Raw genomic sequence first — 14,643 nt, forward strand, 5'->3', positions numbered from 1 at the left:
GGTGGTCTGTTGGCGACGTCGGAGGCTGGGATGCCGGAGCCGACGCGGATCAGCCGGTCGTCGCGCCCTCGGCGGCGGACCGCACGAGTCGCGAGTACTTGGCAAGAACGCCACGGGTATAGCGCGGGGGTAGCGGCTCCCAGCCAGAGCGGCGGGAGGCGAGCTCCGCCTCGTCGACGAGTAGGTCGAGAGAGCGAGCTGCGATATCGACCCGTATCAGATCACCATCGCGCACGAAGGCGATAGGACCTGCGTCCACCGCTTCGGGTGCTATGTGGCCGATGCACAGGCCGGTTGTGCCGCCTGAGAATCGTCCGTCAGTCAAGAGTAGTACATCTTTTCCGAGCCCCGCGCCCTTGATGGCCGCGGTGATGGCGAGCATCTCGCGCATACCGGGTCCGCCCTTCGGACCCTCGTAGCGGATGACGATGACGGTGCCCGCCTCGATCTCGCCGTTGGCCACGGCGTCCATGGCCGCGCGCTCGCGCTCGAACACCCGGGCGGAGCCCTCGAAGACGGCCGCGTCGAAGCCTGCGGTCTTCACGACGGCACCCTCGGGCGCGAGCGACCCGTGCAGGATCGTCAGGCCGCCGGTCGCGTGGATCGGGTTGTCGAAGGTGTGGATGACCTCGCCGTCGATCGGCTGCGGGTCGAGGTCCGCGAGGTTCTCGGCGAGCGTCTTGCCCGTCACGGTGAGCGCGTCACCGTGCAGCAGGCCCTCGTCGAGCATCGCCTTCATGATCACGGGGATGCCGCCGTGGCGGTCGACGTCGTTCATGACGTACTTGCCGAACGGCTTCATGTCCGCGACGTGCGGCACCTTGTCGCCGATGCGGTTGAAGTCGTGCAGGCTCAGCTCGACCTCGGCCTCGCGCGCGATCGCGAGCAGGTGCAGCACGACATTGGTCGAACCGCCCAGGGCCATCGCGAGGGCGATCGCGTTCTCGAACGCCTCCTTGGTGAGGATGTCGCGGGTCGTGATGCCCTGGCGGAGCAGGTTGACGACGGCCTCGCCGGAACGGTGCGCGAAGTAGTCACGACGACGATCTGCGGCGGGCGGAGCGGCAGACCCGGGAAGGCTCAGGCCCAGGGCCTCGGCGACCGACGCCATCGTGTTCGCCGTGTACATGCCACCGCAGGCGCCCTCACCCGGTGCGATCGCGCATTCGATGCGCTTGAGGTCCTCTTCGCTCATGAGTCCCGCGCGGCAGGCGCCGACGGCCTCGAACGAGTCGATGATCGTGACGTCCTTCTCGGTGCCGTCCGAGAGCTTGACCCAGCCCGGTGCGATGGAGCCGGCGTAGAGGAACACGCTCGACAGGTCGAGCCGGGCGCTGGCCATCAGCATTCCGGGGATCGACTTGTCGCAACCGGCGAGCAGCACCGATCCGTCGAGTCGCTCGGCCATCATCACGGTCTCGACCGAGTCGGCGATGACCTCGCGCGACACGAGCGAGAAGTGCATGCCCTCGTGGCCCATCGAGATGCCGTCCGAGACCGAGATCGTCCCGAACTGCAGCGGGTACCCGCCGCCGGAGTGCACGCCCTCCTTGGCACCCTGCGCGAGCCGGTCGAGGCTCAGGTTGCAGGGTGTGATCTCGTTCCAGCTGGAGGCGATTCCGATCTGGGGCTTGTCCCAGTCGGCGTCGCCCATGCCGACGGCACGGAGCATGCCTCGGGAGGTCGTCGCCTCGATGCCGTCGGTGACGACGCGGCTGCGGGGCTTGATGTCGATGGGCGCGCTGGTGGAGGGATCATGCGAGGACATGACGGAAGTCTATTCCCGCCGGGAGGTGCGCTCGTCCGCGAGCGCCTCCAGAAGCAGGGCGATCTGTTGTGGGTTCTCCACACGAAGCTCGGCGGCGCTCTCCCCCGGTCCCACGCGGACGCCGAGATCGTCGCCGCTGAGCACGCGCATGGCGTCCTCGTCCGTGACGTCATCGCCGGCGAAAAGGATGGCGGTGGCGTCGAAATGCTCGCGCAGCGCGGTCATCGCGGCATCCTTGCCCTCGTTCCGCGACGAGAACTCGAGCACACGGTGCCCCGAGCGGCGTCGCCAGTGCGGGAAGCGCTCCGCGACGAGTGCATCGATCTCGGCGAACACCGCCTTCTCGACCTCCGGTGTGGCCGTGCGGGTGTGCACACCCATTCCGAAGGTCTTGGGCTCGAGCTCCGCCCCCTCGTATCGATCGATGATCGGCCGCGCGGCCTCCCACAGCTCCTCTCGCGACCCCTCCGCGGTGTCGCCGTCGGCCTCGTTGGCGCCGACCCCGGGATACCAGTACTGCGCACCGTGCGATCCGGCCAGCGCGATCAGCGAGTCATCCGTGTGCTCGGTGATCACCCGCAGGTCATGCATGCTGCGCCCGGAGACGTAGGCGACGACCGTGTCGGGGAGCGCCGCGAGACGGGCGACCTGCACGGCGACCTCGGGCAGAGCCCTGGCGGCCATCGGATCGGGGACGAGCGGAGATGCCGTGCCGTCGAAGTCCAGCGCGACGATGAGTCTGGGTGTGGCGGCGATGGCGCTCAGCGCCGGGTCTGCGGCTCCGGGGGTCCAGCTACGGGTCACAGTGTCTCCAATCGAGGCGGTGTCCTCCCAGTATGACCCGGCGGAACGGTGCGACCCGGCCGATCAGCGTCCGCGGACGTCCGCGAGTGCGCGCAGGAACGACGACGACCACGCGTTCACGTCGTTCTCCAGCACGCGACGTCGCAGCGACCGCATCCGCTTGCCCTGCTCAGCGGGCGTCATGGTGACCGCGGTCATGATCGCGTCCTTCAACCCGGCGATGTCGTGCGGGTTGACGCGCACCGCCTGCCGCAGCTCGTCGGCGGCGCCCGTGAACTCGCTCAGCACGAGCACCCCGCGATTGTCGGCCCGCGTCGCGACGTACTCCTTCGCGACGAGGTTCATGCCGTCGCGCAGCGCGGTCACGAGCATGACGTCGGCGGCGAGGTACAGTGCGACCATCTCCTCGCGCGGGTAGCCCTGGTGCAGATAGCGGATGGCGGTGTGCCCCATGGTGTCGTGATCGCCGTTGATGCGCCCGACCGCGAGTTCGATCTCATCGCGAAGATGCACGTACGCGTCGACACGCTCTCGGCTCGGACTCGCGACCTGCACGAAGGTGACGTCGTCGACGCTCAGCTTGCCGTCTTCGAGGAGCTCGCCGTACGCCTTGATGCGATGCCGGATGCCCTTGGTGTAGTCGAGGCGGTCCACGCCCAGGAGGATCTTCTTCGGGTTGCCGAGGCTCGCTCTGATCTCGGCCGCGCGCGCTCGGACATCGGGGCGTGCCGCGAGCTCGAGGTACGGAGCGGTGTCGATCGAGATCGGGAAGGCCCGAGCGACGGCGGTGCGCGTGCCGCCCCCCTCGGTCGGGATGGTGACCGCCGACCCCTTCACCTCGTGACGCAGACGACGGCGCACAGCGGTCAGGAAGTAGGTGGCGTCCTGTGCGCGCTGGAAGCCGATGACATCAGCGCCGAGCAGGCCTTTGAGCACCTGATCACGCCACGGGAGCTGGGCATAGAGCCCGTGCGCAGGGAACGGGATGTGGTGGAAGTAGCCGATCGTGACATCGGGCCTCAGTTCGCGGATCATCTGCGGCACCAGCTGCAGCTGGTAGTCGTGCACCCAGACGGTGCCGTCCTGTGCGACGACGTCGGCGGCTGCCTCCGCGAAACGGCGGTTGACCTTGACGTACGCCTCCCACCATTCGCGGTGGTACTGCGGCGGCGCGATGACGTCGTGGTACAGCGGCCAGATCGTGTCGTTCGCGAAGCCCTCGTAGTAGTCGGCGACCTCCTCGGCGCTGAGCGGCACCGGGATCAGGTCGATGCCGTTGATCTCGAATCGATCCAGCTCGACATCCGGCTGGCCGGCCCACCCGACCCAGGCTCCGCGCGCACTGCGCATCATCGGCTCGAGTGCGGCGACCAGACCGCCCGGGGAGGTCCGCCACTCCTCGTCTCCGTCAGGACCCACGACCCGGTCGACGGGAAGTCGGTTGGCGACGACGACGAAATCTGCGACTGACATGGGTGAGTGCTCCTGACGATGCAGTGGGGGTGCTCCTCAGGCTACAGAAGCTCAGACCGAGGCTACGCGAGGTCGGGGGCCGCTCAGCCACCAGTTGACAAGCCCGGCGACGAAGGCTATCGCCGCAGAGATGATCGGCAGCACGAGAGCGCTGGTCGTTCCCGCGCTCTCGGCGAGCTCTCCCGCCACGGCCGCGCCGAGGGACTGGCCGACGACGATCCCCGAGCCGAGCATCGTCATCACGGTCGCCGAGCGCCCCAGAGGGCTGCGCGCAGCCCCGAAGCTGTACTGCGTGACGAGGGTCGGGCCGATGCCGATCCCCATGATCCCGAGAGCGATCATCATGGTCGCCGGCGAGTCGACGAGGAGCAGCAGCAGGCTTCCGCCGAGCAGGATGCCGGCGAACAGCAGCCAGCGCGCGCGGAGCGAGAACCGCACCGGGAGCCACGCGACGCCGAGCGCGAGAATCGCCGACCCGACGCCCATCACGCCGTAGAGGAGCCCTGCCTGTTCTGCGGCGCCGCGGTCCGCCATGAAGGAGGTGAGCGATGTGAGCATCGTGCCGAAGAACATGCCGACGCCGAGGATGCCGACGACGACGATCAGCAGACGCGGGCTGAAGAGCTCGGTCACGGCCGACGGCGCCCGCCCGTCCTCGCCTCGGTGCACCGAGACGACACGCGCGCTCGGATGCAGGGCGAACGCGCCCACGAACACGACCGTGAGCACCGCCGCACCGATGAGCGGGGCCCACGGCGCGATGGCGGAGGCGAGGATGCCGACGATGAACGGGCCGAACACGAACACGGTCTCATCGGCGGCGGACTCATACGCCATGGTCCCCGAGACGGTGCGCGTGCGCGCCGCCTCAGGCATCCGATCGGCGATCATCGTCACGAGTCTGGATCGAGACATCGGAGCGACCTGCGGAGCGGTGGCGCCGATGCCGAACGCGGATATCAGCACCAGCGCGTCCGCTCCCCCCGTGTAGACGACGACGGTGAAGAGCACCAGCATCGCCCCGTTGGCGATCGCCAGGATCAGCAGCACCATGCGCTGTCCGAACCGATCGGCGGCGGCGCCGAGCAGAGGTCCGAAGCATGCTGTGCCGAGTCCGACGGCCGCCGAGGTGAGTCCGCCGAGCGAGAGCGAACCGCGCGCCGAGACGACGACCGTGAGCACTCCGACGACCATCATCGCGAACGGAAGCCGGGCGATGAACGCGATGATGAAATACGGGAGCCCCGCGATGCGGAGCAGTCCTCGCTCCTCAGCCGCGGGGATCGGGGCAGGGTGCTCGGGAATGGGAGTTGCGTGTGTCATGGGCTCTCGCGCGTCCACGGACGCGGGGTCGGGTGCCGCCGCTGTCCGCCGGGAAGCCGGCGGCCGGTAGATACACGGATTGCGGCCGCGGACCAGCCGCGACCCTTCCATGGTATCGCGGTCGGCGGGACGACGCCTGGGTTCCCGGGCCGCCTCATCGGCGAACGGCTCTGACAGATTCCCCGCCGAGTTGTCAAGGCGGGGCGCGACGCAGCCGTCGACAGGTAGCGTGAAGTCATGAACTACCTCTCGGGCACCGGAATCGTCGGCGCGATCATGACGGGCGTCACTCTGCTCCGCGGATCCCGCGACACCAAGATCACCTGGCGCTCCGCCCTCGCGTGGGTGAGCTGGGGAATCACGCTCGCGCTGTCGATCGGCGCTGTCATCGACACCCGCCGCGCGAAGCAGGGTCGCCCCGTGTCGCCCGATTCGCCGGTCTATGCCAAGCAGCAGAAGGAGCGCGAGAAGGAAGCCAAGAAGCAGCGCTCCGAGGGCGTCAAGCCGATCAAGCGCTGAGTCTCAGCGGGTGAGGATCAGCGCCTCGCCCTGACCGCCTCCTCCGCATAGCCCCACAGCCGCGACGCCGCTTCCTCTGCGAGCGAGTTCGTGTGCCATGTGGACGACCAGACGTGTGCCTGACGCGCCGATCGGATGACCGATCGCGATGCCGCCGCCGTGGACGTTCACGATGTCGCTGGAGAGCCCGAGCTCGAGCTGCGATCGGGCGACGACCGCTCCGAAGGCCTCGTTGATCTCGACGACATCGAGGTCTGCGGCCGTGATGCCCTGCTTCTCGCACGCGCGTTCGATGGCCCGCGCGGGCTGCGCCTGCAGCGAGTTGTCCGGCCCTGCGGTCTGCCCGCTGGCGCCGACGGTGACGAGCACCGGCCAGCCTCTGGTCGCCGCCGTGGCGCGGGTCGTCACGACGACCGCCGACGCTCCGTCGGAGATCTGAGACGAATTGCCGGCCGTGATCGAGCCGCCCTCGGCGAACGCCGCCCGAAGGCCCGCGAGAGACTCGACGGTCGTGTCGGGCCTGATGCCCTCATCGGCGGTGACGAGCGTCGGCTCCCCCCGCCGCTGGGGAACGGCGACGGACACGATCTCATCGTCGAAGACGCCGGCGGCCTGAGCCGCCGAAGCACGCTGATGCGACAGCGCCGCCACCTGATCCTGAGCCCCGCGCGTCAGCTCGTAGCGGGCGTTGTGGCGCTCGGTGGACGCGCCCATGCTCTCTTTGTCGTACGCGTCGGTGAGGCCGTCGTGGGCCATGTGATCGAGCACCTCCACGCTGCCGTACGTCCATCCGTCCCGCGACCCCATGAGCAGGTGCGGAGCCCTGGTCATGGATTCCATGCCCGCCGCGACGACGACCGCCGCGTCTCCCGTCCGAATCATCCGAGCCGCGTCGATGATCGCCGTGAGACCTGAGAGGCACACCTTGTTCACGGAATGGGCGGGAACGTCCCAGCCGATACCGGCTCCGATCGCCGCCTGTCTCGCTGCGTTCTGTCCCGAGCCGGCCGCGAGGACCTGGCCGACGATCACGGCGTCCACGTCCGAGGGATCGATGGACCCCTGTTCCAGGGCACCTCGGATCGCGAATGCGCCGAGCTCCGGCGCGCTGAAGCTCGCCAGCTGTCCCTTGAGGCGGCCCTGGGGAGTGCGTGCCGCGGCGACGATCACGACGTCCGCGTCGCTCGAGTGGTCTGGGGCGTTCATCTCCGCCTCTCCGTTCTGTGCGTTCATCGGTCGTGCAGTTCTTCGGGGACCGTGAGTGTCGGCTCCGTCGCCGCCACGACCTGCTCCACCGTCACGCCCGGTGCGAGCTCGACGAGCGAGAGACCGTCCGGTGTCACGTCGATCACCGCCAGGTCGGTGATGATGCGATCGACGACCCCGCGGCCTGTGAGTGGAAGCGAGCAGTCGTGCACGATCTTCGCCGATCCGTCCTTCGCGGTGTGCTCCATCAGCACGATGACGCGCGCGGCACCGTGCACGAGATCCATCGCGCCGCCGGGTCCCTTCACCATCTTGCCCGGGATCATCCAGTTCGCGAGGTCTCCGGTGGCGGACACCTGCATGGCGCCGAGGATCGCCGCGTCGATCTTGCCGCCTCTGATCATGCCGAAACTCGTCGCGGAGTCGAAGTACGCGGCACCGGCCAGCACCGTGACGGTCTCTTTGCCGGCGTTGATCAGGTCCGGATCCACCGCGCCCTCGTGCGGGTACGGTCCGACGCCGAGGATGCCGTTCTCGGATTGCAGCACGACGGTCACCCCGTCGGGCACGTGGTTCGGCACGAGCGTGGGCAGCCCGATGCCGAGGTTGACATAGGAGCCGTCCCGCAGCTCTGCGGCAGCGCGAGCGGCCATCTCATCGCGTGTGAGCGCCATGTCAGACTCCTTCCGGCGTGACGGTTCGACGTTCGATGCGCTTCGGGATGTCGGTGCCGACCTCGACGACGCGGTGCACGAAGACACCCGGCAGATGGACGCGGTCCGGATCCAGCTCCCCCGGTTCGACGAGCTGCTCCACCTGCGCGATGCAGATTCGTCCGGCCATCCCCGCGAGGGGGTTGAAGTTGCGCGCCGCCTTGTTGAAGATCAGATTCCCGTGCCTGTCCCCCGCCAGCGCATGCACCAGCGCGAAATCGGTGGTGATGGCCTCTTCGAGCACATACTCGCGCGGCCCTGCCGCGGTGTCGAAGGTACGAACATCCTTCGCCGGAGACGCCACCGCGATGCTGCCGTCGGGGTTGTAGCGTCGCGGGAGCCCACCCTCGGCGACCTGCGTGCCGACGCCGGTCTGGGTGAAGAATGCGGCGATCCCAGACCCTCCCGCCCTGAGCTTCTCGGCGAGGGTTCCCTGCGGTGTCAGCTCGAGCTCGAGTTCGCCGGAGAGGAACTGCCGTTCGAACTCCTTGTTCTCCCCGACGTAGGACGAGGTCATCTTGCGGATCCGGCGAGCGGCGAGCAGGATGCCGAGCCCCCAGTCGTCCACTCCGCAGTTGTTGCTGACGATGCTGAGCCCGCTCGTGCCCCGGGCGAGCAGTGCGTCGATGAGCGCAGTCGGATTCCCGGAGAGCCCGAATCCTCCGACGGCGAGAGACGCACCGTCCTCGATGTCTGCGACCGCTTCTTCGGCGCTCGCCCACTGTTTGTCGATCACGCATGCTCCTTCGAATGACGCTCGTTCCTTCAGCATCCGCTCTCCGGCATCCCCGAGGGAAGAACACTCTTGCGATGTGGACACATCAACGAATAGCGTCCACATTATGGAACCCGCCGCCTCGATTCCCGGAACGCAGGCGATCGCGCGCGCCGCGAAGCTCTTGAGGCTCGTGACCTCCAGCGGCCACGACGGTGCGTCGCTCCAGGAGCTGTCCGCGTCCGCCGGGTTGTCCCGCTCGACCACGCATCGCCTGCTCTCCGCACTTCGCGCCGAGGGTCTGGTCGACCGCGACGAGTCCTCCACTCGCTGGATGCCCGGGCCGGAGCTCTATCTCATGGGATCCGTCGCCGCAGCCCGTTACGACGTGACTGCCCTGGGGCGTGATATCGTCCGCTCGCTCGCGGTCAAGACCGAGGAGAGCGCCTTCCTCTCGGTGCGCCGTGCCGATGAGACGGTGTGCCTCGTCCGCGAGGAGGGCTCCTTCCCGATCCGGTCATTCGTGCTGAGCGAGGGCGTGCGGTTTCCGCTCGGCGTGGCAAGCGCCGGACTCGCCATTCTGGCGTTCCTCCCTGACCACGATGTGGACGCCTATCTGGAACGTCATCCGGAGCTCGAGACCAACTGGGGCAGATCTCACGGTGCCGCACCCCTGCGAACACGGCTGACCGAGACGAAGGAGAGAGGCTATGCGGTGAATCCGGGGCTGATCGTGGAGGGCAGCTGGGGTCTCGGCGCGGCGGTCTTCGATCGCTCGGGTCGACCGGAATGGGCCTTGAGCCTGACCGGCGTGGGATTCCGCTTCGGCCCTGATCGGATCGGCGAGCTGGGCAGGACGCTCCTCGCCCATGCGCACCAGCTCTCGGCTCGGATCGCGGGGGCTCGGCGCTGACCCGGACTTATACATACCAATGGGTATATACTTTCTGGTATGAATCGTCAGGATGTCATCCCCTCGCTCGTGCTCTCCGGGTATGCGCTCGGCCGGATCGCCGCACAGGACGCCGGCAATGATGCGCCTGCCGCGCAGTGGCGGGTGCTGAGTCTGCTCGAGCAGTCCGGGCCCAAGCGGGTCGGAGAGCTCGCGGCAGCCGCACGCACGACCCAGCCCGGGATGACCCGGCTCATCGGGAATCTCGAGCGCGAGGGATTGGTCCTTCGCTCCCCCGTCGCCGAGGACTCTCGCGCGACAGCCGTCGCCATCACCGCGGCCGGGTCCCACGCGCTGCAGTCATGGCGCGAAGAGTTCCGTGACACGCTCGCCCCTCGCTTCGCCGACCTCGACGGCGACGAATGGAGCATCCTGACGCGCGCCGCCGAGATCCTCGCGGCGCACACCACCACCGACTCGACAGGAGCAGCAGCGTGAACACCCCCGCCACCTCAGTGTGGAAGCAACCAGCCCAGGTCTGGGCCGTCGCCTTCGCGTGCGTCGTCGCATTCATGGGCATCGGACTCGTGGATCCCATCCTCCCCGCGATCGCGGAATCCCTGCAGGCGACCCCGTTCGAGACGGAGCTCCTGTTCACGAGCTATCTCGCCGTCACCGGTCTCGCGATGCTCGTGACCAGCTGGATCTCGAGCCGCATCGGCGCCAAGAAGACGCTTCTGATCGGGCTGGCGCTCATCGTGGTGTTCGCCCTGCTCTGCGCGCTCAGCGGCAGCGTCGACGCGGTCATCGGCTTCCGCGCAGGATGGGGTCTGGGCAACGCGCTGTTCATCTCCACCGCTCTCGCGACGATCGTGGGCGCGGCGTCGGGGGGCAGCTCAGCTGCGATCGTCCTCTACGAGGCAGCCCTCGGGCTCGGTATCGCCATCGGTCCGCTTCTGGGCGGCCTGCTGGGCGAGCAGAGCTGGCGCGCACCGTTCTTCGGAGTGGTGGTGCTCATGGCGATCGCCTTCCTCGCCGTGCTCGTGCTTCTGCGCGGACCCGAGGACAAGCGCGCGCCCATCCCGTTCTCGGCACCCTTCAGGGCCCTGGGTCGTCCTGCGCTCGCGATTCTCGCGATCGCGGCCTTCTTCTACAACATCGGCTTCTTCATCCTGCTCGCGTTCTCGCCGTTCCCTCTGGGCTTCGGGGCCATGGGGATCGGCTTCACGTTCTTCGGCTGGGGCCTCGCCCTCGCCATCACGAGCGTCTGGGTGGCTCCCCTGCTCATGCGCCGGATGTCCCGCACGAGCGTGATCCTCACCGTCCTGCCGCTTCTCGCCGTGGATCTGATCATCGCCGGCCTGCTGGTCGAATCCGCCACTGCGCTGGTCGTGTGCATCGTCATCGGCGGACTGCTGCTGGGTGTGATGAACACCGTGCTCACCGAAGCGGTGATGGAGGCGACGGACCTGCCCCGCTCGGTCGCATCGTCGGCGTACTCGTCGGTGCGGTTCCTCGGCGGAGCCATCGCGCCGCCCCTCGCAGCGGCTCTCTGGCACGCGTTCAACGCGACGATCCCGTATCTGGTCGCCGCTCTCGCCGTGCTCATCGCAGCGGCGACGATCTTCTGCGGCAGGAAGATCCTCGCGCACATCGACGACGAGCCCGACGACGCCGCGATCGAGGACGCGCAGGCCATCCTGCTCGGCGACGCCGGGTGACACGCCAGCCTGCTGCGTTCGATGCCGTGGGGCGATGAGCGAGCTCTCAGAGCGCAGCAGGCCCACCGGCGGCGCTGTCATCGCAGTCGCCTGATCGACCTACTTGACGGTGACCGTGATCTCCGCGGTCTTCTGGTCGTCGAGGTCCTCGGGAACGGCGCCGCGGAATCGGTACTCGAACTGGATCACGGTGGTTCCCTCACCCACGGGCGCGAAGCGGTAGGTGAGCGCGCTCGGCGCTCCGGTCTCACCCTCCTCGCCCAGGTACCGCGACCGCTCGTCGCCCGGTCCGAGAACCGCCGGATCGGGCTCCCGCGTCAGCACCCACTCCTCACCGACGGTGGGATTGATGTCACCGAAGTCGACCACGAGCGCCTCATCCGGGGCCAGCGTCACCGAAGAGGCCGTGTAGTCGATGCTCGTCTCGAGCCCAGCCGAGCATGCGGTGAGCGGAAGACTGCAGACGGCCACGATCGCTCCGACTGCGAATCTCTTCACCCGTGCGCGCATCGCCACCCCTTAGCGTTTGCATCAAACTAGCGCACGGAAAGCGCTGTCGGCGGCATCACCGCGACGCAGAAAAGCCCCGATGACTGGCGAGAGTCATCGAGGCTGATCCGTGCACCCCCTCGGACTTGAACCGAGAACCCACTGATTAAGAGTCAGTTGCTCTGCCGATTGAGCTAGAGGTGCGTGGCGCGGTATTCCCCGGCCGAGGAATTACATTACCAGCCGATCGCCGCGGTGCGAAATCGAGTCGGGTCCCACGTGTACGCCGCGCGTGTCGCCCCGTGTCACGAGCCCTCGGGCCCCCGGGCGGGGCGGTTATCCTGGAGATGTGACCGCCTCCCCCCGCGTCGACGACTTCTCTCGCGACCTCGCACTCGCCCTTCGACTCGCCGACGCCGCAGATGCGCAGTCGCTCCCCCGGTTCGACAGCTCCGACCTGGAGATCTCGACCAAAGCGGACAATTCTCATGTCACCGATGCGGACCTCGCCACCGAGCGGGCGATCCGCGCCATCCTGTCGACCGAACGGCCCGATGACGGCATCTTCGGCGAGGAGTTCGGCGCTGAGGGCAGCACCCATCGGCAGTGGATCATCGATCCCGTCGACGGCACCGCGAACTTCCTCCGCGGAGTGCCGCTGTGGGGCACGATGATCGCCCTCGCGGTCGACGGCGTACCGCAGGTCGGAGTGGTCAGCATGCCCGCGATCGGACGCCGCTGGTGGGCGGCGTCAGGGTCAGGGGCATGGACGGCGACGGATGCCGAACCGCGCCGGGTCTCGGCATCCTCCGTGTCGTCTCTCGATGACGCGAGCGTGAGCTTCCAGAGCATCACCCAGTGGGCCGAGTCCGGTCACCTCGACCAACTGCTGAAGCTGGCCGACCGGGTATGGCGCGACCGTGCCTACGGAGACATCTACGCCTACATGCTCCTGGCCGAGGGGCGGATCGACATGGTCGCGGAATTCGGCGTCAAGGAGTACGACGTCGCGGCCGCAGTCCCGATCGTGCGCGAGGCGGGCGGTCGGATGACCGGTTTCGACGGCGCAGAGACGATCTCCGACCTCTCGGCGCTCGCCACCAACGGCATCCTCCACGACGCGTTCCTCGCACTTCTGCACGACTGACCCCCGATGAAGGCACGCGCGATGAACCGCTTCACCTCCGCCGCACTCGGTGCGCTCCTGCTCACCGTCGCGCTCGTCTCCTGCGCAGCGACGCCCGAGGGAGCGCCGTCGCCCACGCCCGACTCGCCGAAGCCCTCCCCCACGGCGACTGCGGAGCCGGCAGCCACTCCCACACCCTCCGCGGCGGTGGAGCCAGCCTGCGACACGATCGTCTCGGCCGGAACCGTGCAGGCACTCACCGATCAGGGCTGGACCTTCGAGGAGAAGGAGTTCGTGGTGGGTGGCGTGACGCTCGCCGACGGGCTCCTCTGCTTCTGGGCCGACTACAGCGTCGCCTCAGATCACGGTCAGCTCTACGGGTGGTCGACGATCAGCGCTGAAGACGCCACTGCTGCACAGACCTCCCTCCTCGGAGAAGGCTGGACCCGCGAGGACGGCCCCGACGGCATCTACATCACCGAGAACCCGCAGTTCGCGATGGGCACCGACGAAGACGGCTACGGCATGACGTATCTGTTCGGCGACGGCTGGGTGAAGTTCGCGGACACGCGCCAGGGCCTCATCCTGATCGAGTGGGCCGGCTGACGCTCACTCGACCGGAGAATCGATCACCTCGTCGACGAGGAGGATGCCGCCTGTCGAGTTCACCGACTGCATCAGATCGTCGATCCACCGCGGGTTCAACTGAGGCTGCTCCGGCTCGTCGAAGGTGAAGCGCAGCGGGATGGACGGATGGATCCAGATGGTGGATCGTCCGCCGGGCTCTCCCTCGGGATGACGCCATGACAGGGTGAAGCTCTCCTGACGGCGGAGCTTGGTCGCGATGACGATCTTCAGATGCGCGAGTGCTCGATCCTCGATGTGGATCGGAACGTCCGACGCGCCATAGAACAGCGTTGCCATGCGAACCAGAATACTGGCACAGGTGGCTCGGAACGCGCATCTGACGTGGCAGGGAGGAGCTCATCCTGCGCGGTGTATCGTCGCACGCATGGACTCCCCGCTCGCTGACATCGCAGTGGAGCTGTACACGGGGTCACCTGCAGAGTTCGTGAGCGCACGCAACGCGCGCGCCGCCGAAGCCGACGACGCGGGCCTCGCCGCGCAGATTCGCGATCTGAAGAAGCCGTCGGTCGCCGCCTGGGTGGTCAACGTCTTCGCACACGAGCGCGCCGCGCAACTCGGAGAAGCGCTTCAACTCGCCGAAGAGCTCCGCGAAGCTCAGGCGGACCTGGATGCTCGCGCGCTCGCGCAGCTCGGTCGCGACCGCCGCGCCCTCACGAGCCGACTCGCGGCAGATGCCGCTGCGCTCGCTGAAGCGCGCGGACAGCGCGTCACGGCTTCGACGAGAGAGGCGGTTCAGCAGACCATCAGCGCGGCCTTCTTCGATCCCACTGCGGCCGCCGCCGTCGCCTCGGCGAGGCTCGTGCGCGAGCTGGAACCGGCCGGCACGTTCGCCGACATCGCCGACACCCTCGTGGGTGGAGGCGCACCCGCACCGCCCGCGATCTCGCCCACACCCGTCGACGAGGTGCGGTCACGCAGAGAGCGACGGGACGCGGAACGGGCCGTCAGAGAAGCCCAGAAGGCTCAAGACACTGCGGCACGCGAAGCGGCGACGGCCGACCGAGCACTCCGCGATGCTGCGGTGAGGATCGAAGCCCTCACACGTCGTGAGCGTGAACTCGAAGCTGACCTGGCGAAGGTCCGACATGAAGCGAAGCGCGCGCGAGAAGACGCCGAGGAGGCGGAGGCCGAACAGGAATCGCTCGCGCAGCGAGTGCGGGAGTCGGAAGAGCATCTCCGCACCGCAGAGGACGCTCTCGACCGGCTCACCACCGGCTGACCACCGACGCGGGAGGACGTGTCAGCG

Annotated in this window: 16 protein-coding genes and 1 tRNA gene; 7 read left to right on the forward strand and 10 right to left on the reverse strand. The window is 68.0% G+C overall.

All coding sequences use genetic code 11. The features are described from left to right. Window positions 1-49: 49 nt before the first annotated feature. The 4 genes from ilvD to QRN21_RS01165 all read right to left on the reverse strand — a co-directional run bounded on the left by ilvD (window position 50) and on the right by QRN21_RS01165 (window position 5,368). Window positions 50-1,768, reverse strand: a complete 1,719-nt coding sequence (gene ilvD / locus QRN21_RS01150; protein WP_053095858.1) for a dihydroxy-acid dehydratase — start codon at window positions 1,766-1,768, stop codon at window positions 50-52. 9 nt (window positions 1,769-1,777) lie between these two features. Continuing rightward, on the reverse strand, window positions 1,778-2,572 hold the full coding sequence (gene otsB / locus QRN21_RS01155; RefSeq protein ID WP_083569323.1) for a trehalose-phosphatase: 795 nt from the start codon (window positions 2,570-2,572) through the stop codon (window positions 1,778-1,780). Window positions 2,573-2,635: 63 nt separating this feature from the next. Next, entirely contained in the window at window positions 2,636-4,045 is a 1,410-nt protein-coding gene (locus tag QRN21_RS01160) for an alpha,alpha-trehalose-phosphate synthase (UDP-forming) (protein ID WP_056278630.1), read from the reverse strand. A 51-nt stretch (window positions 4,046-4,096) separates the two neighbouring features. After that, complete coding sequence (locus tag QRN21_RS01165; protein WP_285362955.1) at window positions 4,097-5,368, reverse strand: MFS transporter; 1,272 nt, start codon at window positions 5,366-5,368, stop codon at window positions 4,097-4,099. Between the two features lie 237 nt (window positions 5,369-5,605). On the opposite strand from QRN21_RS01165, the gene QRN21_RS01170 reads away from it, so the two are divergent. Then, window positions 5,606-5,887, forward strand: coding sequence for a hypothetical protein (locus QRN21_RS01170; RefSeq protein ID WP_053095855.1), 282 nt, complete (start codon window positions 5,606-5,608; stop codon window positions 5,885-5,887). A 3-nt stretch (window positions 5,888-5,890) separates the two neighbouring features. Here the strand turns inward: QRN21_RS01170 and QRN21_RS01175 are convergent, their stop codons facing one another. The 3 genes from QRN21_RS01175 to QRN21_RS01185 are packed head-to-tail and all read right to left on the reverse strand — an operon-like array spanning window position 5,891 to window position 8,542. Beyond that, a complete protein-coding gene (locus tag QRN21_RS01175; protein WP_053099088.1) occupies window positions 5,891-7,093 on the reverse strand; it encodes an acetyl-CoA C-acetyltransferase in 1,203 nt (400 codons plus the stop codon). A gap of 23 nt (window positions 7,094-7,116) precedes the next feature. After that, entirely contained in the window at window positions 7,117-7,767 is a 651-nt protein-coding gene (locus QRN21_RS01180) for a CoA transferase subunit B (RefSeq protein ID WP_187249537.1), read from the reverse strand. 1 nt (window position 7,768) lies between these two features. Next, entirely contained in the window at window positions 7,769-8,542 is a 774-nt protein-coding gene (locus QRN21_RS01185) for a CoA transferase subunit A (protein WP_056279039.1), read from the reverse strand. A 106-nt stretch (window positions 8,543-8,648) separates the two neighbouring features. Here QRN21_RS01185 and QRN21_RS01190 point away from each other — a divergent pair, with 106 nt between their 5' ends. The 3 genes from QRN21_RS01190 to QRN21_RS01200 are packed head-to-tail and all read left to right on the forward strand — an operon-like array spanning window position 8,649 to window position 11,134. Continuing rightward, window positions 8,649-9,434, forward strand: a complete 786-nt coding sequence (locus QRN21_RS01190) for an IclR family transcriptional regulator (RefSeq protein ID WP_285362956.1) — start codon at window positions 8,649-8,651, stop codon at window positions 9,432-9,434. A 39-nt stretch (window positions 9,435-9,473) separates the two neighbouring features. Then, the gene (locus QRN21_RS01195; RefSeq protein ID WP_056278629.1) at window positions 9,474-9,911 is read left to right on the forward strand and encodes a MarR family winged helix-turn-helix transcriptional regulator; all 438 of its coding nucleotides are present in this window, start codon (window positions 9,474-9,476) and stop codon (window positions 9,909-9,911) included. Next, window positions 9,908-11,134, forward strand: coding sequence for an MFS transporter (locus QRN21_RS01200; RefSeq protein ID WP_056278628.1), 1,227 nt, complete (start codon window positions 9,908-9,910; stop codon window positions 11,132-11,134). The genes QRN21_RS01195 and QRN21_RS01200 overlap by 4 nt, the downstream gene beginning before the upstream one ends. A gap of 99 nt (window positions 11,135-11,233) precedes the next feature. Here the strand turns inward: QRN21_RS01200 and QRN21_RS01205 are convergent, their stop codons facing one another. After that, window positions 11,234-11,644, reverse strand: a complete 411-nt coding sequence (locus QRN21_RS01205) for a protease inhibitor I42 family protein (protein ID WP_157538163.1) — start codon at window positions 11,642-11,644, stop codon at window positions 11,234-11,236. 110 nt (window positions 11,645-11,754) lie between these two features. After that, window positions 11,755-11,827: transfer RNA gene (locus QRN21_RS01210), tRNA-Lys, on the reverse strand. A gap of 145 nt (window positions 11,828-11,972) precedes the next feature. Between QRN21_RS01210 and hisN the strand changes: the two genes are divergently transcribed. Both hisN and QRN21_RS01220 read left to right on the forward strand, forming a co-directional pair. After that, on the forward strand, window positions 11,973-12,770 hold the full coding sequence (gene hisN / locus QRN21_RS01215; RefSeq protein ID WP_285362957.1) for a histidinol-phosphatase: 798 nt from the start codon (window positions 11,973-11,975) through the stop codon (window positions 12,768-12,770). A gap of 21 nt (window positions 12,771-12,791) precedes the next feature. After that, window positions 12,792-13,355, forward strand: coding sequence for a hypothetical protein (locus QRN21_RS01220; RefSeq protein ID WP_056279038.1), 564 nt, complete (start codon window positions 12,792-12,794; stop codon window positions 13,353-13,355). A 3-nt stretch (window positions 13,356-13,358) separates the two neighbouring features. On the opposite strand, the gene QRN21_RS01225 is transcribed toward QRN21_RS01220, so the two are convergent. Next, window positions 13,359-13,673 carry a DUF7882 family protein gene (locus QRN21_RS01225; protein ID WP_285362958.1) on the reverse strand — a complete coding sequence of 105 codons (315 nt, stop codon included), beginning with the start codon at window positions 13,671-13,673 and terminating at the stop codon, window positions 13,359-13,361. 88 nt (window positions 13,674-13,761) lie between these two features. On the opposite strand from QRN21_RS01225, the gene QRN21_RS01230 reads away from it, so the two are divergent. Then, window positions 13,762-14,616 (forward strand): transposase, encoded by an 855-nt coding sequence (locus tag QRN21_RS01230; RefSeq protein ID WP_285362959.1) that lies wholly within the window; start codon window positions 13,762-13,764, stop codon window positions 14,614-14,616. The last annotated feature ends 27 nt before the right edge of the window (window positions 14,617-14,643 follow it).

The sequence above is a fragment of the Microbacterium sp. LMC-P-041 genome, from assembly GCF_030209555.1.
Classification (GTDB): domain Bacteria; phylum Actinomycetota; class Actinomycetes; order Actinomycetales; family Microbacteriaceae; genus Microbacterium.